Below are 26,948 nucleotides of genomic sequence, written 5' to 3' on the forward strand. Positions count from 1 at the left end.
TAAAACTTATTCCAACCAATTTAAGAAAAAAGTCATCATTTCTTCTTTGAGTTCATAATGCATTTTTATATAAGTTCTCATATCATCCATTAACGGGTTTTGTGCTGTTTGATATTTTAATTCATTGGCTTCATTAGCATACAAATTATTTAAGATGTTCATTTTATTTTTGCAGCGATGCTTTAATTTAGAGATTACATCCTTTTCAATTAGAATCCTATTCTGAAACTGCTCTATTTTCATAGAAGCATTTTTGTCATACTCTCTTGCAGCAATTTCTTCTAATTTATCTTGAAACGTATCCATTTCATCAAAATGAAAACGCAACTCTCTTCTCCAGGTTTCTAAATTAAATTTTAGATCGCTTAAATGTGATACTTTGGTTTGCATATTATTAATTTTTTAGATTAAACTTTTATGATACTAATTCTTTTTGAACATTTGTAGGCACTGTTTGATAGGATGAAAACTTAGAATTAAAAGTTGCTTTTCCTTGTGTTAAAGAACGTAACACAGTAGAAAAACCAAACAATTCTGCAGCAGGTGTAATGCATTTTAACACTTGATAATTACCTTCTGTTTCAATTCCTAAAATCATAGATCTTCTAGATTGTAACTCAGTCATTACATTACCCACCATTTGTTCTGGTACTTTTACAGAAATTTCTTTTGTAGGTTCTAACAATCTAGGGTTTGCGTTTAAAAAAGCTTCTTTAAAAGCATGTGCTGCTGCTATTTTAAAAGAAATATCATTAGAATCTACAGAATGCATTTTTCCATCATAGACCATCACTCTAATATCTCTTGCAAAAGAATTTGTTAAAGGACCAGCTTCCATTACTTCTAAAATTCCTTTTTGTACAGAAGGTAAATAACGAGTGTCTATTGCACCACCCACAATACAATTATAGAAAACTAGTTTTCCTCCCCAAGGCAATTCTACCACTTCTTTTCCTCTTAAATTAAAACCTTCTGGTTCTGGCATACCTTCATACCAAGGCTCAATTTTTAAGTGTACTTGTGCAAACTGACCAGAACCACCAGATTGTTTTTTATGTCTGTAGTTTGCGTTTGCAGAACGTTGTATGGTTTCTCTGTATTGAATTTTAGGCTTTTTAAACCCTACTTTTACACCATAAATGTTTTCTAAAGTCCAAGTAATGGTTGCTAAATGCAATTCTCCTTGGCAACCAATTAAAGTTTCTTTGGTCTCGTTAGAATAATTGACAACAATTGTTGGATCCTGACTCTGTAAACGTTTTAAAGATTCGCTTAGTTTTTCTTCTTCTTTTACGTTTTCTGCAAAAATAACTTTGGTAATTCTTGGATCTGGATATTGAATGGGTTTTATGGTAAAACCTTCTGCTTTTGTAGCTAAAGTATCATTGGTTTCTGTAAACTTTAATTTGGTAGTTGCACCAATATCTCCTGTAGTTAATTTTGCAACAGGTTCTTTATTTTTACCATCCATAATGTATAACTGATTGATGGTTTCTGTTTCTCCGTTTCTACTATTAATCAATTTATCATTTACATGTATTTCTCCAGATTTTACTTTAAAGAAGGTTATTTGTCCTAAATTAGGTTGATAAATAGATTTAAACACAAACAAAACAGGAGCTGCATCTTTGCTTCTTTTTATTTCGTTTCCTTCAACACTTTGTTCTGGTTTTAAATCTGCTGCTGCAGGAGCCACATTATCTATAAAGCCCATTAAACGGCCTGTTCCCATGTCATTTATGGCAGAAACGCAAAAAACAGGAAAAACTTCATGATTTAACATTCCAGCTTTGATTCCTGTTCTCATTTCATCTTCGTTCAATGTGCCTTTGTCAAAGAAAAGCTCCATCAATTCTTCGTCGTTTTCCGCGGCTTTTTCCACAAGCTCATTATGAAGTTGATTTGCCAACTCAATTTGATCTTCTGGAATCGCCAATTTTTCAGGCTTTCCTCCTTCTGGACCAAATTTGTACATCTTCATCTTTAAAACATCAATAATACATTGGCTACCATCAACTTTTAAAGGATATTGAATTTTAATTGCATTGTTACCAACAAGTGCTTTGATACTATTAAAACTATTTTCGAAATTAGCATCTTTATGATCTATTTGGTTGATTACAAAAAGTGTTGGTTTGTGATATTTGTCGATATAATTCCAAATAATTTCGGTTCCTATTTCTACACCATGTTTGGCATTAATTACGGTGGTAATAGTATCTGAAACACGAATAGAAGATATAATTTCTCCTATAAAATCATCTAAACCAGGAGTATCTATAATGTTTATCTTATAATTTCTCCATTCTGTATGTAAAGGGGTTGCAAAAACGGAAGCTTGTCTTTCATGTTCTATTTCCTGATAATCAGAAATAGTGTTTTTAGTTTCAATGGCTCCCCTCCTTTTAATTATTCCAGCCTCAAATAACATGGTTTCTGCTAAAGTGGTTTTTCCACTATTATGGGCACCAACAAAGACAACATTTTTAATGTGTTTATCATCATATATTTTCATACTCGTCGATTTATAAGATTACCCTATAAATTTAAAAATATAAATACATGAAAAATATGACTTTTATTAGGTTTTAGAAAAACTTACATGCTTTGTGTGTAAAAGTTGTAATCTTTTAATACGGCATCTATAAACTCTTTGTCACTTTTATGTACAGACTTAATTTGAGTTACTTCTAAAATTTTTGAACGCAATTTTATCAAGGTCTTATAATCATTATATTTTTGAGCCGTTTGAAACGTGTTTTTGATAATTCTAGCATCATTGTCAGACAATTTAATCACATTGGGATATGTTGGTACATATTTATTAGAAATATCCTCTAAAATGGTCTCAGAGAACTTTACATCATCTTTCAAATAAATGACCACTGTATTTGCAATGAAATCTCCAAAACGCTGATTGTCCTTTGTAAAAAGAATCATAAAGAAACCAATCATTTTTCCGAATAGAAATAAAATCCATAACAACCCAATTTCGTTATCTAAACCTAAAGAAGAAACATAGACAAATAATAGCATAAAAAGATTAAAATCTACCACTCTTAAAAACCAACGGATTACAAAATCTGTGGTAGAGGGTTTAAAACCTTCTATATTGATTACTTTTAATTGCAGTAATTTTTTTCCTATGGTTTGTCCGCCTAATAACAATTCTGTGTATAAAGAATAAAAGGTTACAGGTAAAAAAATCATGACATCTATGGCACGAACAGACCAAGAATCTCCTCCAACTGCTGCCTCAAATAATTTAAAGTCTAAAAAAGAAATGGCAAAATAGAGATAAGTAAACTTTAAAATGTTGTCTACACCAAATGCCAAGAGTCTTTGCCCCACATTTGCAAGGGTAAAATTGATGTTTACATTTTGTGCTGTTTTTATTTGGAGTCTTTTCATGCAATGGTTAAATTCGCTCTGAATGAGAGAAGTCGCTTTTATAAAGCAAAATAAAGAAAAATGGCTTGAATTTGAACAAGTAATTTCAAATAAAGAGAAAAAAAGTCCTGACGACATAGCCAACTTGCATATTAAGATTATGAATGATCTTGTTTATGCCCAAACGTATTACCCAAAAAGTAAGGTTACTCAGTTTTTAAATAAGTTAGCAAAAACAAGCTTTGACAAGGTATATCACTCAAAAAGACGCAATAGAAATGTCTTTTTATATTTCTTTTTTGATAAAGTGCCACTACTCTGCTATCAGTACAAAAAATTTATTTACTTATCCTTTATTGTCTTTTTCGCCTTTTTTTTAATCGGATTATTATCAACATTTAATGATGCTTCTTTTGCGCGTCAAATATTAGGAAACAGTTATGTAAATCAAACCATAGAAAACATAGAAAGTGGCGATGCAATGGCCATTTATAAAGGTGGAAGCAATTGGGGAACTTTTATTGGAATTTATGACAACAACCAACGTGTTGGATTAAACATGTTTCTTTCGGGTTTGTTTTTAGGGATTGGAACCGGTGTTTACGTGGTTTACAATGCAATTATGGTGGCTGTTTTTCAGGCCTTCTTCTATCAAAACAATAGTTTTTTTGATAGTATAAAAGGTATCTGGATTCATGGAACTTATGAAATATTTAGCATGATTATAGAAGCTGCAGCGGGTTATATAATTGGAGCAAGTATTTTATTTCCTGGTGCATTTAAACGCTTAGAATCGTTTAAAAGAGGAATGAAAAATGCTTTTTACATCTTTATAAGTACCATTCCGTTTACTTTAGTTGCAGCTTTTTTAGAAGGTTATATTACCAGATATTCTAATAGTATGCCCACTATTATGTGTTTTGTAATTATTGGTTTTAGCTTGATTTCTATTAGTTATTATTATTTAATTTTCCCTTTTAAAGTGGCTAATAAATACAATTTACGTTCATGAAAAAATTACTTTTTTTAGGGTTCCTTTTCTTTGCTACCATCACTTTTGGGCAGTTTTTGCAAGAAGAAACTGTTGCTGTCGAGAAAGTAATAAAAAAGGTAATTCAAAAAGAAATAAAGATAGATACCTCTCAATATAACAAATCTATTGAATATGCAGAAAAAAGAGCTTTTAGAGAAGATTTAAAAGAAAAGTATGATGATAAGGAGTTTGTTTATGCGGAAGAAGAAATTGAGGAAGAAGAGGAACCGTCATCAATAAATCCTGCTTTTGCACAAGCTATTTTATTTTTTATCAGTAAAATATTCCCTTTTTTATTAGGAGGAATTATCATTTTTATCATTCTAAAAACCTTTTTAGGCACAGAAACCAACTTTTGGAACTTTAAAAAGTCGAAAAAGAAAGTAGCAGAAAAATTAATCTACGAAGAGGAAGATATTCATGAAACAGATATTGATGGTTTATTACAAAAAGCAATCAACAATAAAGCATATAGATTGGCAATTCGTTATTACTATTTATCAGTTTTAAAAACCTTGTCTAACAGTAAACTTATTGATTATCATAAAGATAAAACCAATTCAGAATACCTGTTTGAAATTGAAAATGAAACGACAAGAACCGAGTTTTCGTATTTGTCATATGTATATTCTTATGTTTGGTATGGAGATTTTCCAATAGATGAAGTCAACTTTAAATTGGCAGAAAATAAGTATCAATCTTTTAAAAATTCTTTAAAATGATGGTATTTAATCAACTGAAAAAATATGCTCCTCTCCTATTCTTATTTGTATTAATAAGCTGTAATAAAACAGATTGGAACGAAAATTTTAAAGAAAAAGAGAAAACTCCGTTTGGAAATTACATCATTTATAATGAAGCTTCAGCACTTTTTAAAGACTATGAAGTTACTTTGTTAAAAGAAAATATATATGACTATTTATTGTTTGATTCTGATTTAGATAGCACCAAAATTCAGAATTATGTTTGTATTAAACATAGTGGTTATAAGTATTCTAATGAAGGTGTTACGGAACTTTTAGACTTTGTTTCTAAAGGAAATAACGTGTTCTTAGCTTTTAATCACTTTAAAGATACTTTACAAGCATCCTTAAAATTTACGACCAATAATTTAGATGAAAAGATTTTTTTAGTTAAAGATTTAAAGAAGTTAAAAGGAACTTTTGAATTGAATAATGATCAATTTTCTAAAACGTCTTTTACTTTTGATAGAAATATACGCAGAAACTACTTTTTACAATACAATAAAAACAGTACCAATGTTTTAGGAACTATTGAGGTTGATGGAGAAAAAGTACCCAATTTTGTAAAAATACATCATGGAAAAGGCGCTTTTTACTTACACACGCAGCCAATTGCATTTACCAATTACAATTTATTAAATGGTAGAGAAACCTATGCTGCAAATGTATTTTCTTATTTACCAAATGCTGCTATTTTGTGGGATCCACACATAAAATCGAGTAAATATTCAGAAAAAAAAGAAGACAGTACCAATGTTTTTAAATTCTTTTTAGAACATCAAACTTTAACGTGGTTTTTATTTGTGTCATTAGTTGGTTTATTATTGTTTATGATTTTTAATGCAAGAAGAAAACAACGACCAATTCCTATTATTGAGCCTTTAAAAAACTCAACGGTAGCATTTACACAAACCATTGCAAACCTGTATTTAAAAGAACAAGATCACAAGAATTTGGTTGATAAAAAAATAGGGTATTTTTTAGAGAAAGTACGTTCTAGATACCTTTTAAATACCACCAATTTAAACGCAGATTTTATTGAAAAATTAGCTGCTAAATCTGGTAATGAATTACAGAGAACAAAATATTTAATCAATACAATCATTACTTTAAATAAAAGAACAGAATCTTCTGAAGAAGAGTTAGTTGTATTACATAAAATGATTGAAAAATTCTTAAAAAATTAAAATATGGAAGCACCAAATAACGAAGAAACACCAAATAATTTAGAATTTGAAAACAGAATAGATTTATCTGAATTACAAGCCTGTGTTTTTAAGATAAAAAAGGAATTACAAAAAGTAATTGTTGGTCAAAAAGAAATGATGGATTTATTAATTGTTTCCCTCCTTTCTGATGGTCATGTTTTAATAGAAGGAGTTCCTGGAGTTGCCAAAACAATTACAGCTAAATTGTTAGCAAGAACTATTGATGTTGGTTTTAGTAGAATTCAGTTTACACCAGATTTAATGCCTTCAGATATTTTAGGAACTTCTGTTTTTAATGTAAAAACATCCGAATTTGAGTTTAAAAAAGGACCTATTTTTTCTAGCATGATTTTAATTGATGAAATCAACAGAGCACCTGCAAAAACACAAGCTGCTTTGTTTGAAGTTATGGAAGAAAAGCAAATTACTATTGATGGACACACCTTTAAAATGGAAGAGCCTTTTGTTGTTTTAGCGACCCAAAACCCAATAGAACAAGAAGGAACTTACAGATTGCCTGAAGCGCAATTAGATCGTTTTCTATTTAAAATTAATGTAGAATACCCAAATGCTGATGAAGAATTACAAATCATCATGAAAGAACAAGCTTTAGAAAACACTACAAAAGCAAGTAAAATTGAAACCGTAATTACAGGTAAGAAAATAATTGAGTTTAGAAATCTAGTCAATCAAATAAAAATAGAAGAAAACTTATTAAAATATATTGCGAATATTGTTGTGAATACACGCTCTAATTCCTTTTTATATTTAGGCGCTTCACCCAGAGCAAGTATTGCTATTTTAGGCGCTTCTAAAGCATTTGCTGCTATTGAAGGACGCGATTTTGTAACACCAGAAGATATTAAAAGAGCTACAATTCCGGTTCTAGAGCATAGAGTAATTGTAACACCAGAAAGAGAAATGGAAGGTTTAACAAGCAAACAAATTATAGAACAAATTATTGAAGCAGTAGAAATACCGAGGTAAAAAATAATATTTATAAATCTGTTATCTCGAAATGAGGAACGATTGAGAGATCTCATTATTATAGATTATAGATTCCCCCTCATTCTTTGTTCGGAATGAGATCTGAATTTTAAAAAACTCACAATTATATAAACAACATTGAAACACTTTTACAACACTTTATTTTTAAATAACAGATTCTTCTACTTTTTAGGAGGAATCTCAATCCTTTTTGTGGTTGGTTTTTTTATACCTGTCTTTTTTGACATCTCTAAAGTGTTGCTTTTTATTTTAGTAGTTTTAGTGTTGGTAGATATTTTTATTTTATACAATATAAAAAATGCAATTACGGTAAATCGTTATTTACCAGAGCGTTTATCGAATGGAGATGTAAATAAAATTTCGATGCAATTACAGAATTTGTATGGATTTAATGCACATTTATCAATTATTGAAGAAATTCCGTTTCAATTTCAAAAAAGAGATTTTATCTTTAATTTAATTTTATCCAATAAAGAAGAAAAAACCATCCATTATGACTTAATCCCCACAAAAAGAGGTGTTTATTTATTCGGAAATATTAATATATACGCTTGTTCTCCATTACAATTAGCAACTAAAAAATACATTTTAGGAACTGAAAAAGAAGTAAAATGTTATCCTTCTTTTTTAAAATTAAGAGATTTTGATTTTAGAGCCTTTAATAACGATGCAATTTCATACGGAACAAAAAAAGTAAGAAGAATTGGGCATTCTTTAGAGTTTGAACAAATTAAAGAATATGTTTCTGGTGATGATATCCGTTCATTAAACTGGAAAGCAACTGCAAAAAGAAATCAGTTAATGATCAATCAATATGTAGAAGAAAAATCGCAACCAGTATATTCAATTATTGATAAAGGACGTGCAATGCAAATGCATTTTAATAATTTAAGTCTTTTAGATTATGCGATAAACGCCACTTTAGCAATCAGTAATGTTATTTTAAGAAAACAAGACAAAGCAGGGATGCTTTCTTTTTCAACAAAACTAGAAGATTGGGTAGTTGCTGAAAAAAGGAGCTCTCAAATAAGTTTAATTTCTGAAGCTTTACACAATATAAAAACGGATTTCTCAGAATCAGATTTTAGTACTTTATATGCTGTGGTAAAAAGGAAAATTACCCATAGAAGTTTGTTGATTTTATATACAAATTTCGAAACGATGGATGGTTTAAAAAGACAACTCCCCTATTTAAGAGCGTTGGCTAAAAACCATTTAGTATTGGTTGTTTTCTTTGAAAACACAGAACTAGAAGCATTAACAACTTCTAAAAGCGAAGATGTTTTAGGTGTTTATGATAGTATTATTGCAGAGAAGTTTATGTATGAAAAGAAAAGCATTGTAAAAGAGTTAAAAAAATACGGAATTCAATCTGTTTTAACCAAACCAGAAAATTTAACAGGTGATACAATTAACAAGTATTTAGACTTAAAATCTAGAGGTCTTTTTTAAGGAATTCTTTATCTTTGAAGTTAAAATAAAAAAAATGAATTGGTATTTAAAAGTATTAAGAGATCACTATTTAGATTTTAAAGGAAGAGCAAGACGTCAAGAATTTTGGATGTTTACACTTATTAACATCATTATTTCTTACTCTTTTACAGGCTTAGAGTGGGCTACTGGATCAACTATATTTAGTATGCTTTCGTTAATTTATTCTCTTCTTGTATTAATACCCGGTCTAGGAGTATCCGTAAGAAGATTGCATGATGTTGGTAAAAGTGGTTGGTATTACTTATTAATATTTATTCCAATTATTGGATGGATTTGGTTGATTGTTTTATTTGCGATGGAAGGAGAATCTAGACCCAATGAATGGGGAGAAAACCCAAAAGGAATTGGTAATGATTCTGCAATCAATCAAATTGGTAGAGAGTAATGCATAAAACATCAAAATAATACAGAAGGTTGCTAATTTAGCAACCTTTTTTTATGAACATAAAACTCTATTTAAAATTAAATAAAAGTACTTTTGTCAAGTGAAAATTATACAAAAATCAGAATCAGAATTTATAATTGTAATGGCATCTTTAATGTCATTAGTTGCGTTAGCAATAGATGCTTTATTACCTGCAATTGCAGACATCAGCAAAACAATACATATTTCAGATCCAAAAGACAATCAGTTATTTATAACCATGATTTTCTTAGGACTGGGTTTTGGGCAACTTATTTCTGGACCACTATCTGATAGCTTTGGTAGAAAACCGGTGATTTATGTCGGTTTTATGGTGTTTGCTTTGGCAAGTTTTATTTGTGTTTCTGCAACTAGTTTAGAAATGATGATTTTTGGTAGACTTTTACAAGGAATGGGGCTTTCTGCACCAAGAACCATAAGTATTGCAATGGTTAGAGATCGTTTTAGCGGAAATTACATGGCTAGAGTGATGTCTTTTATTGTGGTAATTTTTATCTTAGTACCTGTAGTTGCTCCAGCAATAGGAAAACTTATGTTAGATGCTTATGGCTGGAAATCTATTTTTTACAGTCAATTAATATTTGGGTTATTTACCATGATTTGGGTTTGGAAACGTCAACCAGAAACTTTAAAAATAGCACATAGAAAAAAGTTTAAATTTTCGCTTTTTATAGAGGGTACTAAAGAATTTTTAAAACACAAATATGCTATTGTATTTACTTTGTTTTCTGGGTTTATTACAGGTTCTTTTATGGTGTACTTAAGTGCAAGTCAACTAATATTTGAAGAACAATATCACCTAAAAGAAGAGTTTCCTTTTATTTTTGCAGGTCTAGCAATAAGCATTGGTTTTGCAACTTTTTTAAATGGAAAACTGGTTGTAAGACTAGGTATGTATAAATTAGTTTCCATTTTTACAGTTGCGTTTACAGTAATTCCACTTATATATATCCTGCTGTTTTCTGGAGAAAACAATCCTAGTATTTATGTTTTAATTCTATTTTTCGGAATACAATTCTTTTCTATAGGTTTTCTTTTTGGAAACACAAGAGCATTAGCTATGGAATCAATTGGACATATTGCTGGAATTGGAGCTGCAATTAATGGATTTTTCTCTACAATTATGGCTGTACCCATTGCTACTTATATTGGTAGTTTTATAGAAAAAACAGCTTTACCTCTATTTATTGGTTTTTTTGTTTGTGGTGTAATTTCTTTATTATTGATTGGTTATTTAAAGGTGAGTTATAAGAAAAGCGTATAATTTAAAAATTGAATTAAGAAATGAATTTACAAGTAATTTTTGAAGATGATTATTTAATTTGTGTGCACAAACCAAACAATATGTTGGTACATCATGCGCGTCATTCTAGAAATGTTGCTGAAGAGATTTCCCTTTTACAATTAATTGAACAAGAAAAAGGTTTAAAAGTATATCCTATACATAGATTAGATAGAAAAACTTCTGGAATTATACTACTCGCAAAAGAAACACAGTTTGTTTCTAAATTTCAAGATTTGTTTACTGCGAATGAAATTCAGAAAACATATTATGGAGTTGTTCGTGGATTTTCTCCAGAAACAAAAGTTATTGACTCTCCTGTAAAAGGAAGAGATGCAAATGTGCATAAAGAAGCATTAACTCATTTAAAAACACTTGAACAAGTTACTTTAGACATTCCTGTGAAACCTTATGATTCTTCTCGCTATAGTTTAGTTGAATTAGCTCCTAAAACAGGTAGAATGCACCAATTAAGGGTGCATGCTAACAAAATAAGCCATCCTTTAATTGGTGACACAAAATATGGTGATAAAAATCATGATATGATGTTTGATGAAAATTTTGGTTGGAAAAACATGTTTTTACATGCTGGCAAGTTAGCCTTTAATCATCCTTTTACAAATGAAGATTTAGTATTAAAAGCTCCTTTTCCAAAGGATTGGATTGCTCTTTTTAAGGAGTTTAAATGGAAAAACCCTTTAAGTTAATCATTTCCCAGAAGTTACTAAACAGATTTATCCCTTATTAACTCCAGGTTTATATTTTATTGAAACGTTGAAACCTCTACATTTGAAGTGACATCTTTTTTTTTAACTTTATGAACGTGAGTTCGACTTAAGAACTACTGTTTATTAGTTAGTTACGGTTTCTATTATTTGAAAAGAATGTCATTTCTACTGAAATGGAGAAATCTTAGTCTAAATTTGAGATTTCTCAACTACACTACGTTTCGTTCGAAATGACAACAAGTTAATTTTCAAATAAATAAGCCTATCTAAACCAGAGAAGTTATATCGAACTCACGTTTATTAATAATCTTCATTACGAATGAAGAACAATTGAAGAGACCTGTTTCTTATTATGAGATTGCTTCTTAACTCTCAATGACATTAGTCTGCAAACAAGTCTAGCCCTGATTAACTCCACTTTTATATTTTTATTGAGTCGTTGAATGCGCTGCATTTGAAACGACATCCTTTTTACTGTCAGTTCGAGTGAATTTGTGAAGTATGAACAAATTTGTATCGAGAACAACAATAAAAAGATACAGTGGAAAGCAGGAAATAGCTTCTAAAAAATTATTGCTCTATAGATTGAGAAGAAAATGAAACTAACTCATTTTCTTCAAAAGTTGGTGTAATTTGAATTGGATTGCAACAAACCTCACAATCTTCTATATAGGTTTGCTGATGTACACTTTTATCTAAAATCATAGAAATTTCTGACCAACAATATGGGCATTGAAAAAAGTGCTCTAACTCCACTATTCTATTACTTTTAAAACAAGTTTTCCGTTTTTATCTCCAGAAAATAATCTATTATACGTTTCTTGAAAATTTTCGATACCTTCATAAATATCTTCTCGAGATTTTAATTTTCCTTCATGCATCCAGATTGCCATTTGTTTTGCAGCTTTTCCAAAATCTTTCGTATAATCCATTACTACCATTCCTTTCATCGTAGAACGCGTAACCAATAAAGATAGGTAGTTACTTGGTCCGCTTACTTTTTTCTTGTTATTGTATTGAGAAATTGCTCCACAAATAACTACTGTTGCATTCATTCTTAATTTACTTAAAGCTGCGTCTAAAATTACACCTCCAACATTATCAAAATAAACATCTATACCTTTTGGGCATTTCTTTTTTAAAGCTGAATAAATATTTTCTGATTTGTAATCTATCGCTGCATCAAAACCTAATTCATTTACAATATAATCGCATTTTTCTTTTCCTCCAGCAATTCCAATTACTCTACAACCTTTAATTTTAGCAATTTGACCAACAATGCTTCCAACAGCACCTGCAGCTCCAGAAACCAATACAATATCTCCTTCTTTAATATTTGCAACTTCAAGAATTCCAAAATAAGCTGTCATTCCTGGCATTCCTAAAGTGCCTAAAAAAGTAGGCATAGGTGCTATTTTTTCATCTACTTTATAACAACCTTCTCCATCAGAAACAATAAATTGCTGTACTCCTCCCCAACCAGAAACACAATCTCCAATTTGAAAATTTGGATTGTTATTATTCTGAATTACTTTTCCAATTGCACCTGCACGCATTACACTATCTAAAGCAACTGGAGGAATGTATGATTTGGTATCATTCATCCAACCACGCATTGCTGGGTCTAAAGAAATATAATGTTGTTGAATTAAAATTTCTCCTTCTTCCAATTCTGGAATTGGATTTTCTTCTAATTGCCAAGTATTTTTGTCTGGTGTTCCTTGTGGGCGATTTTTTAAAATAATTTGCTTATTAGTCATTGTAATTTTTTAAGTTTTAAAAATAGTATTTTTTAATAATCAATCAAATTTAAAATACTATTTTCTAAATTGTTTTTTCCTAAGTACTGATTTTCTAGTTTTTTATCAAAAGGAATTGGGGTTTCCAAGCTTGCAACTCTTTTAACAGGAGCGTCTAAATATTCAAAACAGTTTTCATTTATCAATGCAGAAATATCACTACTTATTCCACCAAATAACGAATCTTCTTGCACAATAATTGCTTTTCCTGTCTTTTTAACTGAATTATAAATAGTTTCCACATCTAAAGGCTGTAGTGTTCTTAAATCAACAACTTCTGCAGAAATATTTGTATTTTTTTCTAATACTTCTAAAACCCAATGAATTGCTGCTCCATAACTAATAATTGTAAGTTGAGTTCCTTCTTTTACAATTGCAGCTTTACCAATTTCTGTTGTAAAATAGTTTTCTGAAACATCTTGATAAACAGACCTATATAATGCTTTGTGCTCAAAGAAAAGCACAGGATTTGGATCATTAATAGCTTCAATTAATAAACCTTTTGCATCTTGAGGAAATGCAGGGTACACCACTTTTAAACCTGGTGTTTTTGTAAACCAAGCTTCATTGGTTTGAGAATGAAAAGGACCAGCTCCTACTCCTGCTCCACAAGGCATTCTAACTACAATATCTGCATTTTGTCCCCATCTATAATGAGATTTTGCCAATAGATTAACAATTGGATTAAAACCAGAAGAAACAAAATCTGAAAACTGCATTTCCATTACAGCTTTCATTCCGTTTATAGATAATCCATAAGCTGTAGAAACTATGGCAGATTCACAAATTGGTGTATTTCTAACTCGTTCTTTTCCGAACTTTTCTACAAATCCATCTGTAATTTTAAAAACACCTCCATATTCAGCAATATCTTGTCCCATAATCACCAAATCATCATATTTTTCCATAGATTGTTGTAATCCTTCTGAAATTGCATCTACTAAACGTATCTTTTTAGTTGATTTTAAAGGTTTTATTGCTTGATATTGATGGTTTTTAAAAACATCATTCAATTCCGTTTCTAAATTCGGAACAACATTTTCTTCATTAAAAGCTAATTGTAGGTGTTTGTTTATTTCTTGAATGATTTCTTCTTTTAATGAAACTTCAAATTCCTCCGTTAAAATTCCATCATTTTTTAAAAATTCTTGATAATTTTCTAAAGGATCTTTAGCTGCCCAAAAATCTAAAATATCTTGAGGAACGTATTTTGTTCCACTTGCTTCTTCATGACCTCGAATTCTAAAGGTTTTGAATTCTATTAAGATTGGTCTTGGGTTTTTACGAACACTTTTAGCAAGTTCATCAACTTTTGCATACACATCTAATACATTGTTACCATCAATTGTGTGGCTTTCCATTCCATAACCAATCCCTTTATCAGCAAGTTTTTCGCAATTAAATTGTTCTGAAGTTGGTGTAGATAATCCATAACCATTGTTTTCTATACAGAATAAAACAGGCAAATTCCAAACTGAGGCAACATTTAAAGCTTCATGGAAGTCACCTTCACTTGTGCCTCCTTCTCCAGAAAAAACAGCACAAACTTTATTATTATTCTTTAGCATATTTGCCAATGCAATTCCATCTGCAACTCCTAATTGTGGCCCTAAATGAGAAATCATACCAATAATATGATGCTCTTGTGTTCCGAAATGAAAACTTCTATCTCTCCCTTTTGTAAAACCATTCATTTTACCTTGCCACTGTGAAAACAATCGATATAAAGGAATTTCTCTTGTTGTGAAAACACCTAAATTTCTATGCATTGGTAAAATATATTCATCTGTTTCTAAAGCTAAAGTAACTCCAATAGAAATCGCTTCTTGCCCAATACCAGAAAACCATTTAGAAATTTTTCCTTGTCTTAACAAAATCAGCATTTTTTCCTCAATTAAACGAGGCTTCAACATGTTTTTGTATAAGTTTAATAACGTTTCGTTATTTATGGAGTTTTTAATAAAATCAATTTTAGCTTGCATAAATTATAGATTTCATAATTACACTAACAAACATAACGATTATGATGTAGAATCCATAAAAAAATCCTTATCATTTTATTGATAAGGATTTTTTAATATTGTTAAGAAACGCTGTTTATAATTCTTGAAAAATTGCGTGCATCATTCTTTTTTTATCATTGATACTTTCTTCTAAAGCAATCATAGTTTCTGTTCTGTTTACTCCTGGAATATCATCTATTCTGTAAATAATATCTTTTGCATCATTAGTTCCTTTAGCTCTTACTTTACAGAAAATATTGTATTTACCTGCAGTTACATATGCAACAGTTACATTTGGAATACTTCTTAAATCTGCAATTACATTTTGAGTCATTGATGTTTTTTCTAAATACACACCAACATGCGCTATAAAAGAATAACCCATTTTTTCATAATTTAATGTAAGTGTAGAACCTTGAATAATACCCTCGTCTTCCATTTTTTTAACACGTACATGAATTGTACCTGCAGAAACTAATAATTGTTTTGCAATGTCTGTAAATGGAGTTCTTGCATTCTCGATTAAGATGTCTAAAATTTGATGATCGATTTCGTCTAATATAAATTTTTTCATTTTTTACGTATTATTCAAATTACTATGCAAATTTATGAATTTAATTTAATTAAACTAGTATAAAATTAACAAATACTTAAATAATTTTACCTTCGAAAACGATTTCGGAGTGCCCAATATTGGAATTTTGCACTTTTTCGTCCACTTTGTTTAATTTTGAAACAAACTTCCCATCTATAATTTTATCTTCATATTGATATGCAATGTCATTTTTTGAGTCAGAATATCTATGAATAATGTCGTAGAAAATTTTATCATTATTCGGAATATCAAAATAAGCTTCATAATCATCAAAAGACAAAGTATTTGCAATATGATGAATTCCTTGTAGAATTGAAAAGAAGGTATATTTTCTAGATTCTTCTCTGTCATAATCATCAGGATAATGACCAGATTCTATTAAAATAGTATTATAACCTAGCTTTTGAAAGTTGTCTCCAGTTGCAGTTGGGTAAAATTCATCTGTATATCTACCAACATAGTCAGGAATTACGTTTTGTAGCATTTTATTCATACTTACAATAACATTCATCGTTTCTGTTCTACCTTTTGTTAAAGCTCTTGTAACTTCTTCAGATGGCGCTAAAAAAGATATTGTTGCAGCATTTTTAGTCCCTTCTACATTAAAAATAGTTCTTTGATCATGTAAATTAAAACAAAACTGCGGATTGAAGCCCTCTAAAATATTGCGTAAAAGCTTACTTTCTTTAGCTACTCTATCTACAGCATCTCTATTTAAATCAATTTGATTTGCATTAACTCTTGTGTATACTTGTGCTCCATCAGGATTTAACATCGGAATAAAAACCAACGTACATTCTTTTAATATTTTAGAAAATATTTCTTCTGATGAATTTATGATACAGTTAAAAAGGTCAAACAATGCTTTTGTACCTGTACTTTCATTTCCATGCATTTGCGACCATAACAAGATTTTCTTAGAACCAGTACCAACTTGTAATTGATGAATTGGTCTATTTTCTTCTGATGTACCAATTTGAGAAACTACAAATTGCGATTCATATTTATAAAATAAGTGTTCGATGTCTTTATAAGTAATCCATTTTCCATGTAAAGAATTTTCTTTTTGCACAGTAAAGATATTTTCTAAAAAATCTGCAGATAAAGTATTCATTATAGTTATAAAATATATTTTTCAAAAATAAAGAATTTATGAAAGCTAGCAATCATATAAAACGCATCAGATTGTAATAATAACATATCCTTAAATATTGAATCAATATTTAACATTCATCATAAAATGAAACCTATAATTTCTAAAGGTTTTTAAATTTAAAAAACTTCAATTTCTTTATTTACAATTGTCATCAAACTAAAAAATTACAATTGTAAATTACATACATGTTACAAATGTAAACCCACTATCTGTATACAATTGTTACGATTGTAAATTACAAACTTTCAAAACAACTCAACATTGTATAACAATAAACTATTGAATAAAAAATATCAATAATAAATAATTAATTTATTTTATTTCAGCATATTATAGGGTTTACATAAAGTAAAACTTCAAATTAATAAACAATATTATTTATATTTAAAAGATTATTCTTTGGTACTATTTTTATATTATTTACATTTGTATAAAGCAGTATTATTACAATGGTAAACATAGCAGAATTTACTTCTCGACTTAAAAAAGTGATGGACTTTCATCAATTATCCGCCTCTATGTTTGCAGATAAAGTAGGTGTTCAACGCTCAAGTATTTCTCATATTCTTTCTGGAAGAAATAAACCAAGTTTAGATTTTATACTTAAAGTTACTGCTGAATTTAAAGATGTAGATATGTATTGGTTGTTAAATGGAAAAGGTACTTTTCCTAAAAGTGCAGAATCTAACACTACTTCTACTCCATCTTTTTTTGAATCAAATTCTGAAAGTAGTGGAAAAAAAATTCAACGCATTGTGGTTTTTTATAATGATGGTACTTTTGATGAATATAAAAAGTAAATAGAAAAAGTATAAAACTGATAAAATTAAGAATTCAATTATAAGCATCGTACTATTTACTTTAATCGTTGCCTTATTTTATTACGTAATAAGTAATAAAAAATGAGTTTCTAGAAATTGTTTTTTTTTATAAAAAAAAATCTTTTTTCATTAAACCTTCAGCCCAAATTAATGTCTAAATTTATACACATTCAAATTACAGGTTATCATGGCAAAAAGAAAAACTCCGTTTTCATTTCAAGTAAGAATTATTCATAGATATTTAGGTTATTTTTTATCAGGAATTATGTTTGTGTATGCTTTAAGTGGAATTATTATGGTTTATAGAGATACTGATTTTCTAAAAACTGAAGTAACTACAGAACGAACACTAGCACCAAATTTAACCCCTAGAGATCTAGCTCCTATATTTAAAAAAGGCGCAAAAGTAATAAAAAAAGAAGGTGCTATTTTATACCTAAGAAACGGTAATTACAATAAAGAAACAGGTGTTGCAAACATTAAAAAAATGCAACTTCCGTTTGTTTTAGATAAAATGGAAAAACTGCACAAAGCAAATACGAATAGTCCGATTTATTTTTTAAATGTCTTTTTTGGTATTGCCTTATTGTTTTTCGTTTTCTCTGCTTTTTGGATGTATACACCAAAAATGCCTGTTTTTAAGAAAGGAATGTATTTTACAGTTGGAGGAATTGTTTTAACTGTAATTCTATTGTTTGTTTAAATTAGAAAAGTTTTAAGAAAAACGTGTTGCTAGCAAACAAGTTTAGCCCAGGTTGAACGGTATGTTTGAGCTCTTTTTTAGTGTCGGTTCGAGTGAATTTTTGAAGAATGAACAAATTTGTATCGAGAACAAACTAAAACAAGCGAGTAGTGAAAGCTGGAAATAGCTTCTAATAAAACTACTCTTTCAAGCATTTTTCAATCATATTACTTTCTAAAGTAACTTTTGGAACTTTAAAATTGAAATATTCATGCAACGGAATTTCAAAGCCTTTGTGATTTAAGTAGTTGTTTAAAGCTATATTTAAACCTTCGCTATATAAATGATGCTCTGCTCCTGTTGGATCTTCGTGATACAAATCGTTTTCTGCAAATCCTTTAAATTCTGGACCAATAATTTTAATTTGAAATTCATCTGGATTTTTACCTACAGGACTATGACTTGTACACGCAAATTGATGCCAAAAAGCAGAATGAATACAATTGTTCTGAAACAACTGACGTACAACTTCTAAAGAATCGATGGTTTCTTGCGTTGTTTCTGTTGGAAAACCAAACATTAAATACGCATGCGTCATAATATTTTCGTCAGCAAAAGCTTTGGTAACTCTAGCAACTTGACCAATATCTACTCCTTTTTTCATTTTATCTAACAATCTGTCAGACGCAACTTCTAAACCTCCTGTTACTGCAATACAACCAGATTTTGATAATAAGGTACACAATTCTGCATTAAAGGTTTTTTCGAAACGAATGTTTGTCCACCAAGTAATGTACACTTTACGTTCTAGCAACTTATTTGCCAATGCTCTTAGCATTTTAGGTGGCGCCGCTTCATCTACAAAATGAAAACCTGTAATACTGGTTTCTGATATTATTTTTTCAATTTTATCAACCAAATCATCTGCAGTGGTATTTTGGTAATTGCTGATATAATCTAGGGTAACATCACAAAAAGAACATTTTTTCCAATAACAACCGTGTGAAATTGTGAGTTTGTTCCACTTTCCATCAGACCACATTCTGTGCATCGGATTCATTACATCTAAAAATGACAAATACTTTGCTGTTGGCAAACCAATATAACTTGGCGCGGGTAAGTTTTTATGATGAAAAATTGTGTTGGGTATTTTATTTACATATACAACTTCGTTATTTTTACAGATATACGTTCTTTCTAGTTGCTCCTCGCCTATTTTACCGTCTAAAAATTCGGTAATTCTTAGCAACGGACCTTCGCCGTCATCTAAGGTGATAAAATCTACAAAATCGAAAATTCGAACATCAGATAAACGCCTTAATTCTGTATTGCAATAACCACCACCAAAACCAATTTTTATGTTTGGATATTCTTGCTTTATAAATTGCGCACATCTTAATGCTGAAAATAAATTACCAGGAAAAGGAATTGTAAAACAGATTAAATCATAACTATCTTGTTGTAATTGCTCATTTAACAAATACAACATTTCATCTTCTATTAACGTAGTTTCATATTGCAAACATTCGTCTAATTCATCAAAACTAGAAGCAGCTCTACCAATTTGTTCTGCATAACGCGTAAAAGAGAAAAACTCATCTACATTGGCATTTATAAAATCGCCCAATTCTTCTACAAACAACGTTGCAATGTGTTTGGCTTTGTCTAAGATTCCTAATTTTCCAAACTCTGTACTTAAATCTTTGTCTAGTTTTATACGTCTGTGTCCGTGTGGTAAATAATCTTTATGTACAATTTGATACGCTGCCGTAACTTCTTGTACACGCAAATAATTCATAACAGAATCTACTTTATTTATGTACTCTTCCTTTTGTTGATACACCAACGCATATTCTTTATTACCAAGCATTTCTGCTTGTTTAAAAATAGCATCTATAAATTCTTTGGTAAACACTGCAGAAAACAATTCGATACTTAAATCTAATTGTGTTGCTTGTACATTTTTAGATTCTAAAAAACCTTTTAAATAAGCAGTTGCAGGATACGCAGTATTTAATTGCGTAAAAGGAGGTGTTATTAAAAGCGTGTTTATAGACATAAATGAACTGTAAAAGTGCAAAGATACTATCTCATTTAAGAATAATACTTAAAATTGTATTTGCTTTTTTAGAATTCTATTTTTTAAATAAAAAAAGGGTATTTCTACTTGCTTCATTTTTAGTCGTAAATACTAAATTTACTACTTACAGAATTACAACTATAAAATGAAGCATAACTTGATAAATACTTCAAAATAAATTACAATAATGATTGAAAACAAGGTAATAAATATAATTCAAAAATTAATTTCTGACATATTAGACAATTCTATTACTCATTTAGAAGCTGAAAAAAATTTAAATGAAATTCATGCACACTTTAAGGAAATTACTAAAATTACGGGCTATGACTTTTCTATAGAAAATATGGCTGCAATACCTGCTGCAAAAGGAAAAGCATTAGGTTTAAATTTTGCTGCACAATGTTTATTAGATTACAAAAGAACTGTTAAATTTTTAAGAGCAATTGCAACTGTTATCTTAGAAAAGCAAAAAATACAGCCCAATACATTAATTAAGGTATTTTATGCAGGTTGTGGGCCTTATGCAACACTTTTTACCTTAGTTGCTCCTTATTTTAAACCCGAAGAAGTACAATTTTCTTTATTAGAAATTAATAAAAACGCTGTAATTTCTGCCAAAAAATTAATTGATTCACTTGATTTAAATGAACATATTAAAGATTTTTATACTGCAGATGCTATTACCTTTAAAGTACCTGAGGCTGACACATTTGATATTCTTATTAGCGAAACTCTAGATGCTTTGTTGTATAGAGAATGCTACGTACCAATTCTAATTAATTTATTACCACAATTTAAAAAAGACATTGTATTAATACCTCAAAATGTAATTTTAAACATGTCTTTTGTTTCTGAAACAAAAAATGAAGAGGTTTCTAAAGAATGTGATCTTGGTAGTCTTTTTAATGTGCGAGATGCCATTTCAGGAATTGAAAACTCAAAAGGTATTCCTTCCCAATTACCAGTGTTTAAAATGAATTTACCTTCTTTAAATATGGGTTTTTATGACACATTTTTATTAGATACTAAAGTTCATATTTACAATGATATTTGGCTGACTAGAAATGAATCTTCTTTAACTATAGCCCATAATTTTAAACTAGAAAAACCTTTTAAAAATAGTGCTGCTATTTTTACTTATTTTATGGAACCTGAAATAGAACTGAAAATTAAGTTTGAATAAAAGGTTTATAGACAGTAAAGTAATTAAAATGGTTTTTTAAGAAAAAAAACTTTAAAATGGGGTTTATCCTATTGATTTTTTCACTCAAAAAAACTAATTTAGCTAACTTCTAATATAAAACATTGAAACGATTTAATATCAGAATAATTACCACAAATTTGATGAAACACCGTAAATACATAATAACTTTTGGAATTTTATTTTCATTAATTTCTAATACCTGCAACGCTCAAGAAATTGAAAACAAATTTCAACACCTTTTGGATTCTACATATCAAGCAAATCGAGATGCTATTGGTATTATGATTCACGTTGAGTCGCCAAATAAAAATATATCTTGGACTTCTGCTGTTGGCTATTCTAATAAAAATACAAAAGAGAAAATTAACAAAGACCAACCTTTACTTATTGCAAGCAATACTAAAACCTACGTATCTGCAACAATATTAAAATTAGTTGAAAATGGACACATTGAATTAGACCAACCTATAAAAAGACTTTTACATAAAAAGACAAAAAAACTATTAAATAAAAATGGCTACGACTTAAACAAAATAACCATTAAACATTTGCTCTCACATACATCTGGAATTACAGATTATGTGAATAACAACTATTTTGAATTTGTAGATAAAAATCCTAATTATAAATGGACAAGAGATGAGCAAATCGAACTTGCAATGCAAATAGCAAACCCCATTCAAGCAGGAAAAACGTTTGCTTATGGAGATATTAATTACCTCTTATTATCTGAAATTATAGAAAGCACAACAGGAAAACCATTTTATATTTCAATACGTGAATTATTAGATTTTAAAGGGCATCATTTAAATACAACTTGGTTTATTGACTTAGAAGATAAACCTTTACATTCTTTACCACTCGCACATCAATATGCTGATATATATGATTGGGATTCATATAACTTAAATCCTTCTTGGGATTTATATGGTGGTGGCGGTTTAGCATCAAATACTAAAGATTTGGCTTTGTTTTTTCAATTACTATTTGAAGGAAAAATAATAAAGGATGTAAATATTCTGTCAAAGATATATTCGTATGTAATACCAAAGGAGCAATCAAAAAATTATTGTCTTGGTTTATACAATTTCCCCTCATTTTTTGGGAATAAGGCTTTTTATCACGGAGGTTGGTGGGGAACAGACGTTATTTATCTTCCTGAATTAAACACAACAATTTCTGTGTTAACATTATTAAAGGAAAGACGCGGACTTAACGCAGAAATTAGTCGCGAAATCATAAAAATATTAAATCATAAATGAAAAAACTATTATTTCTTGCACTCATATTACTAATTGGCTGTAAAAATGAATCGAAAAAACCATCAGACAAAAAAAAGGAAATCACGAATGTTGTAAATGAGAATTACGAACTTGTTAAGGCAAATAACTCAAAAGCTCTATTAATTATTTTTCCTGGAGGTGGCTCAACTTCAAAAGAAACAAAACGAGACTTTAAAATTATTGACAAGGCTACAGAAAAAGGAATAACCGTCCTTCTAATGAATTTTGGTAGAAAGCTATGGATTGAAAATGAAGATTCACAAGAGTTGTCAAAACTAATAATCAAGGCAGTTGAAGAAAATAATTTAAGCACAAATAATGTTTTTATTGGTGGTATGTCAATTGGAGGAACGGTTGCATTAACTCTTTCAGATTATTTACACAAAACCAATTCAGCTTTAAAACCCAAAGGTGTATTTATAGTTGATTCACCCATTGACCTTTTCGCACTTTATGAAAGTTCTCAAAAAGATGTATTGAGAAAAAACTTTTCAGAAGAACGTCTTGCAGAACCAAAGTGGATAATCAATTATTTTGAAGAAGAATTTGGAGGAAAAAATTCTTTACTTACTAATATCCAAAAAGTATCGCCACTTACAATAACAACAAAAAATGTAAACAATATAAAAAATCTGAAAAACGAAAAATTACGTTTCTATACAGAACCCGATACTTTATGGTGGAAAGAAAATAGACAAACCGATTTTGAAAGCACAAATGCCTATACTATTCAAAAAACAAAAGAGTTATTGACTGATAATAATTGGGATTATGTAGAGTTAATTCAAACAAAAGATAAAGGTTTCCAAAATGATGGAGAAAGGAATCCTCACAGTTGGTCAATAGTTGATATTGATGATTTAATAAATTGGGTTTTGGAATAAGTTACCGAAGAAAAACGTGTGGCAACAACGTGTATAACTAATTGCTTGGGTCTGTGTGTACTCGGAAAATCCTGCGAATTTTCCTAAGGTTCGGTTTCCTTTTGCTAAATTAGTTGCGCGAGACTCGCAACTAACCATACACAAACTGCTAATATTTAAAACAACTTTGGTCACTCAAAAAAGTATTCTCTAGCAGATTTAAAACATATATGTGTTTATTTTTTAAGTACCGTTTATTATCCTCCTTGTAATTTATCGGCTCCATCTAATAAACCTTCTAATTCATGAGGTTTGTGTATTAAAACAGGAATATGTTGTGGACAAATATAAAATTCACTTTCCTGATAATAGAATTTTGTTACTGGTGTTTCTGTAGAAGATTTTTTACAAACCAAGCATGATTTTGTGTTACTCATAAGTAAGTTATTTTATAATGATGATAAAAATAAACGAACCATTTATAGTAAAAACTAATAAAAATCATAATTCAGTTTTTTAATTTCTCAATAAAAAATAAATTATACTGATATATCTTTATATATCTGTAAAGAAAAAAATGTTAATCTACCAAAACACTTCAGATTATTTTTAAAGTAACTTCGCCATAGCTTCTTTTATAATAGCAGTATTTCTAACTTTATTAGGCGTGTTTTTCGTTTTTTGATCTTGTACCATTCTTCGCATTAAGTTAATCACTACTTTATCAAAATTAAAAGATTTGTATTGATTTCCTTTTACAACCATATCATCTACTAAATTCTGAATTGCTTCTGCATTATTACTTTCAGAAATTTGTTTAAATGCTTTTTGATAAATTGCTTTTGTAGCATCATCACCAGTTAAAAACATACCAGACAAGACACTTTTTGCAATAAAAGGCAATTCTTTTTCGTCTTTTTCTTCAATATATATACGCGTTAAAGGTGTTGCTAATATTTTTCTAATTGCATCTGGTAATTCTCTAGATTTGGTAATTGCTAACTGTTTATCTACATAATACATAGCAACTAAGGCTTTACCTATCACAGAATACGATTTACTTTCTAATCCTTTTGCAAATATTGTTGTTAACTCAGGGTCTGTTAATTTTCCTAAAGTTTCAATTGCGGTTGCTTGTACCAATGTTTTTTCATCAGTATTTGCAATTTGCATTATTTTTTGAATCGCATATTTCTTAGAGAACTTATTAATTAAATCTATCTTTTGTAAAGCTAAAATTCTAATTTTATAAGAAGGATCACTCATTGCATTAGCAATTGCATTAAAAGCATTTTTTTCTTCTTGTTTTTTTGCTACTTCTAACAATGCTTCTCTTCTGTGTGCAAAATTTTCTGCGTTTTTTAATTGAAAAATATAATCACTCAATACTTTATTTTCTGAAATTTCACACAATAAAACCCCATCTGCATTTACTTGAATCAAGGTTGGTTGTTTTGTATAAGGAAATGTAAAAGAAGCATCATTACCATCTACAAAAACATTGTGTCTATTTCTTTTTCCATCTTCATAAATATCAATTGCCAAAGGAAATTTAAACTCCGTAACATTTAATTGTAAAAGATTTACCGTTACTTTTTTCTGAATGGTATTGTAATCGTAAGAAACATCAATTTTTGGATGTCCTGCATTATAATACCATTGATTAAAGAACCAATTTAAGTCTTTACCTGTGATTCTTTCGAAGATTAAACGCAATTGATGTACTTCTGCCGCTTTGTATTTATTTTCTGTTAAATAGGTTTTTAATCCTAAGAAAAAAGCTTCATCACCTAAATAATTTCGTAACATGTGTAAAATAGCGCCCCCTTTATTATAGCTAACTAAATCGAACATATCTTCTTTGTCATCATAATTAAAACGTACCAAATGTTTATCGCTACTTTGTCCGTTTTTATACGCTTCATTATTTTCAAATAAGTGCATATCTGCATCTAATTTTCCATATTTATGCTCTCTCCATAAATATTCGCTATAATTTGCAAAAGATTCATTTAAAGTTAAATTAGACCAACTTTCTGAAGTTACTAAATCTCCAAACCAATGATGAAACAATTCATGTGCAATGGTGTTTTCTTGTACATTTTCATCAATTAATTGACCAGGAGTTTGATATGCTTGTTCTCCATGAATTACAGCGGTTGTGTTTTCCATGGCGCCAGAAACATAATCTCTACCTACAATCTGATGGTATTTATTCCAAGGATATTCTACTCCTAATCTTTCAGAAAAGAAGCCCATCATTTCTGGTGTTAAGCCAAAAATAGCTTTTGCATAAGGTGCATATTCCTTTTCTACATAATAGTTTACAGGAATATTTTTATAAAAATCTTTAATAATCTCATACTCTCCTACTCCCATAAAAAACAAATATGGAGCATGTTTTTGATCCATTTTCCAATAATCGGTTCTGTTGGTTCCGTTCTTAGTTTGACTGACTAATTTTCCGTTAGAAAGTGTTACAAATCTATCTGGAACAGTCATGTAAATTTCTTGCGTTGTTTTTTGATTCGGACTATCAATCGTTGGAAACCAGCAACTGCTTGCTTCAGTTTCACCTTGTGTCCAGATTTGAGTTGGTTTGTTTTTATCAAAACCATCTGCATTTATAAAATACAAGCCTTTGGCATCTGTAATTGCAACAGATCCTTTTTGCCTTACTTTTTCTGGACGTGCAGTGTATTTTATATATACCATAAACTCTTCGTCCTTTTTATATTTTTTTGGTAAATCAATAATGATTTTAAAATCATCATAATTATAATCTAGTTTTTCATTATTTAAAGAAACTTGATGAATAATCATTGCTTTTGCATCTAACGTAAATTTGTTAGTTGCATAAAAATGAGGTTTTGCAGTTACCCAGGCTTCACCATTTAATTGTTTCTTAGCAAAATTAAAATTGACTTTTAATTTTGTATGTACTAAATCATGAATTTTATCTCTTTCTGGTTTGTAGGTAGTATAAGTTTGAGAAAAGTTTACAAAACTTATTAGCAATAAAACAATAAGGAGCATTTTTTTAATCATCATAAACATCGTTTTCATAAGCATCAAAAGTAAGAAATATTAACAGTGTAGTTGTTAATGAGCAGTTAATATTAAGTAAGCAGTTTTTAGTAGGCAGTAAA

At 29.4% G+C, this 26,948-nt stretch carries 24 protein-coding genes; 13 read left to right on the top strand and 11 right to left on the bottom strand.

The annotated features are described in order from the left end of the window. Positions 1 to 6: 6 nt before the first annotated feature. The 3 genes from PHEL85_RS02550 to PHEL85_RS02560 all read right to left on the bottom strand — a co-directional run bounded on the left by PHEL85_RS02550 (position 7) and on the right by PHEL85_RS02560 (position 3,411). Positions 7 to 390 carry a hypothetical protein gene (locus tag PHEL85_RS02550; protein WP_036820634.1) on the bottom strand — a complete coding sequence of 128 codons (384 nt, stop codon included), beginning with the start codon at positions 388 to 390 and terminating at the stop codon, positions 7 to 9. Between the two features lie 25 nt (positions 391 to 415). Beyond that, on the bottom strand, positions 416 to 2,515 hold the full coding sequence (locus PHEL85_RS02555) for an elongation factor G (RefSeq protein ID WP_036820637.1): 2,100 nt from the start codon (positions 2,513 to 2,515) through the stop codon (positions 416 to 418). A gap of 83 nt (positions 2,516 to 2,598) precedes the next feature. Continuing rightward, positions 2,599 to 3,411, bottom strand: coding sequence for an RDD family protein (locus PHEL85_RS02560; RefSeq protein WP_036820640.1), 813 nt, complete (start codon positions 3,409 to 3,411; stop codon positions 2,599 to 2,601). Between the two features lie 22 nt (positions 3,412 to 3,433). Between PHEL85_RS02560 and PHEL85_RS02565 the strand changes: the two genes are divergently transcribed. From PHEL85_RS02565 to PHEL85_RS02600, 8 genes are all read left to right on the top strand, one after another. Further along, the gene (locus PHEL85_RS02565; RefSeq protein WP_036820643.1) at positions 3,434 to 4,402 is read left to right on the top strand and encodes a stage II sporulation protein M; all 969 of its coding nucleotides are present in this window, start codon (positions 3,434 to 3,436) and stop codon (positions 4,400 to 4,402) included. Further along, entirely contained in the window at positions 4,399 to 5,145 is a 747-nt protein-coding gene (locus tag PHEL85_RS17220) for a hypothetical protein (RefSeq protein ID WP_052108432.1), read from the top strand. Before PHEL85_RS02565 ends, PHEL85_RS17220 begins: the two co-directional genes overlap by 4 nt. Further along, positions 5,142 to 6,353 (top strand): DUF4350 domain-containing protein, encoded by a 1,212-nt coding sequence (locus tag PHEL85_RS02575; protein ID WP_052108433.1) that lies wholly within the window; start codon positions 5,142 to 5,144, stop codon positions 6,351 to 6,353. Before PHEL85_RS17220 ends, PHEL85_RS02575 begins: the two co-directional genes overlap by 4 nt. Before the next feature lie 3 nt (positions 6,354 to 6,356). Continuing rightward, the gene (locus PHEL85_RS02580; protein ID WP_036820646.1) at positions 6,357 to 7,361 is read left to right on the top strand and encodes an AAA family ATPase; all 1,005 of its coding nucleotides are present in this window, start codon (positions 6,357 to 6,359) and stop codon (positions 7,359 to 7,361) included. Positions 7,362 to 7,499: 138 nt separating this feature from the next. After that, a complete protein-coding gene (locus PHEL85_RS02585) occupies positions 7,500 to 8,834 on the top strand; it encodes a DUF58 domain-containing protein (protein ID WP_235318219.1) in 1,335 nt (444 codons plus the stop codon). Between the two features lie 34 nt (positions 8,835 to 8,868). Continuing rightward, complete coding sequence (locus PHEL85_RS02590) at positions 8,869 to 9,261, top strand: DUF805 domain-containing protein (RefSeq protein WP_036820650.1); 393 nt, start codon at positions 8,869 to 8,871, stop codon at positions 9,259 to 9,261. Between the two features lie 100 nt (positions 9,262 to 9,361). Continuing rightward, on the top strand, positions 9,362 to 10,564 hold the full coding sequence (locus PHEL85_RS02595; protein ID WP_036820654.1) for a multidrug effflux MFS transporter: 1,203 nt from the start codon (positions 9,362 to 9,364) through the stop codon (positions 10,562 to 10,564). Between the two features lie 20 nt (positions 10,565 to 10,584). Beyond that, entirely contained in the window at positions 10,585 to 11,289 is a 705-nt protein-coding gene (locus tag PHEL85_RS02600; RefSeq protein ID WP_036820657.1) for a pseudouridine synthase, read from the top strand. 591 nt (positions 11,290 to 11,880) lie between these two features. On the opposite strand, the gene PHEL85_RS17590 is transcribed toward PHEL85_RS02600, so the two are convergent. From PHEL85_RS17590 to PHEL85_RS02625, 5 genes are all read right to left on the bottom strand, one after another. Next, the gene (locus tag PHEL85_RS17590) at positions 11,881 to 12,066 is read right to left on the bottom strand and encodes a CPXCG motif-containing cysteine-rich protein (protein ID WP_036820660.1); all 186 of its coding nucleotides are present in this window, start codon (positions 12,064 to 12,066) and stop codon (positions 11,881 to 11,883) included. Continuing rightward, entirely contained in the window at positions 12,066 to 13,070 is a 1,005-nt protein-coding gene (locus PHEL85_RS02610) for an NADP-dependent oxidoreductase (RefSeq protein ID WP_036820663.1), read from the bottom strand. Before PHEL85_RS02610 ends, PHEL85_RS17590 begins: the two co-directional genes overlap by 1 nt. A 32-nt stretch (positions 13,071 to 13,102) precedes the next feature. Then, on the bottom strand, positions 13,103 to 15,091 hold the full coding sequence (locus PHEL85_RS02615; protein ID WP_036820668.1) for a thiamine pyrophosphate-dependent enzyme: 1,989 nt from the start codon (positions 15,089 to 15,091) through the stop codon (positions 13,103 to 13,105). A 115-nt stretch (positions 15,092 to 15,206) separates the two neighbouring features. Further along, positions 15,207 to 15,686, bottom strand: coding sequence for an Lrp/AsnC family transcriptional regulator (locus PHEL85_RS02620; protein ID WP_036820671.1), 480 nt, complete (start codon positions 15,684 to 15,686; stop codon positions 15,207 to 15,209). A gap of 76 nt (positions 15,687 to 15,762) precedes the next feature. Beyond that, positions 15,763 to 16,821, bottom strand: a complete 1,059-nt coding sequence (locus PHEL85_RS02625) for a M14 family zinc carboxypeptidase (RefSeq protein ID WP_036820673.1) — start codon at positions 16,819 to 16,821, stop codon at positions 15,763 to 15,765. A 491-nt stretch (positions 16,822 to 17,312) separates the two neighbouring features. Here PHEL85_RS02625 and PHEL85_RS02630 point away from each other — a divergent pair, with 491 nt between their 5' ends. Continuing rightward, on the top strand, positions 17,313 to 17,663 hold the full coding sequence (locus PHEL85_RS02630; protein ID WP_036820675.1) for a helix-turn-helix domain-containing protein: 351 nt from the start codon (positions 17,313 to 17,315) through the stop codon (positions 17,661 to 17,663). Between the two features lie 208 nt (positions 17,664 to 17,871). Further along, positions 17,872 to 18,387 (top strand): membrane protein, encoded by a 516-nt coding sequence (locus PHEL85_RS02635; RefSeq protein WP_036820678.1) that lies wholly within the window; start codon positions 17,872 to 17,874, stop codon positions 18,385 to 18,387. A gap of 178 nt (positions 18,388 to 18,565) precedes the next feature. Here PHEL85_RS02635 and PHEL85_RS02640 read toward each other — a convergent pair whose 3' ends face one another. Further along, positions 18,566 to 20,425, bottom strand: coding sequence for a B12-binding domain-containing radical SAM protein (locus PHEL85_RS02640; RefSeq protein ID WP_036820680.1), 1,860 nt, complete (start codon positions 20,423 to 20,425; stop codon positions 18,566 to 18,568). 208 nt (positions 20,426 to 20,633) lie between these two features. Here PHEL85_RS02640 and PHEL85_RS02645 point away from each other — a divergent pair, with 208 nt between their 5' ends. From PHEL85_RS02645 to PHEL85_RS02655, 3 genes are all read left to right on the top strand, one after another. Next, positions 20,634 to 21,632 carry a phytanoyl-CoA dioxygenase gene (locus PHEL85_RS02645; protein ID WP_036820682.1) on the top strand — a complete coding sequence of 333 codons (999 nt, stop codon included), beginning with the start codon at positions 20,634 to 20,636 and terminating at the stop codon, positions 21,630 to 21,632. 161 nt (positions 21,633 to 21,793) lie between these two features. Next, entirely contained in the window at positions 21,794 to 22,915 is a 1,122-nt protein-coding gene (locus PHEL85_RS02650) for a serine hydrolase domain-containing protein (RefSeq protein ID WP_036820684.1), read from the top strand. Then, on the top strand, positions 22,912 to 23,820 hold the full coding sequence (locus PHEL85_RS02655; protein ID WP_036820686.1) for an alpha/beta hydrolase: 909 nt from the start codon (positions 22,912 to 22,914) through the stop codon (positions 23,818 to 23,820). Before PHEL85_RS02650 ends, PHEL85_RS02655 begins: the two co-directional genes overlap by 4 nt. A gap of 236 nt (positions 23,821 to 24,056) precedes the next feature. On the opposite strand, the gene PHEL85_RS02660 is transcribed toward PHEL85_RS02655, so the two are convergent. Together PHEL85_RS02660 and PHEL85_RS02665 are read right to left on the bottom strand one after the other, a co-directional pair. Next, positions 24,057 to 24,236, bottom strand: a complete 180-nt coding sequence (locus PHEL85_RS02660) for a hypothetical protein (protein ID WP_036820689.1) — start codon at positions 24,234 to 24,236, stop codon at positions 24,057 to 24,059. A gap of 172 nt (positions 24,237 to 24,408) precedes the next feature. Further along, the gene (locus PHEL85_RS02665; RefSeq protein WP_036820692.1) at positions 24,409 to 26,850 is read right to left on the bottom strand and encodes a M1 family aminopeptidase; all 2,442 of its coding nucleotides are present in this window, start codon (positions 26,848 to 26,850) and stop codon (positions 24,409 to 24,411) included. Positions 26,851 to 26,948 lie beyond the last annotated feature (98 nt).

This window comes from Polaribacter sp. Hel1_85, assembly GCF_000766795.1.
GTDB lineage: Bacteria > Bacteroidota > Bacteroidia > Flavobacteriales > Flavobacteriaceae > Polaribacter.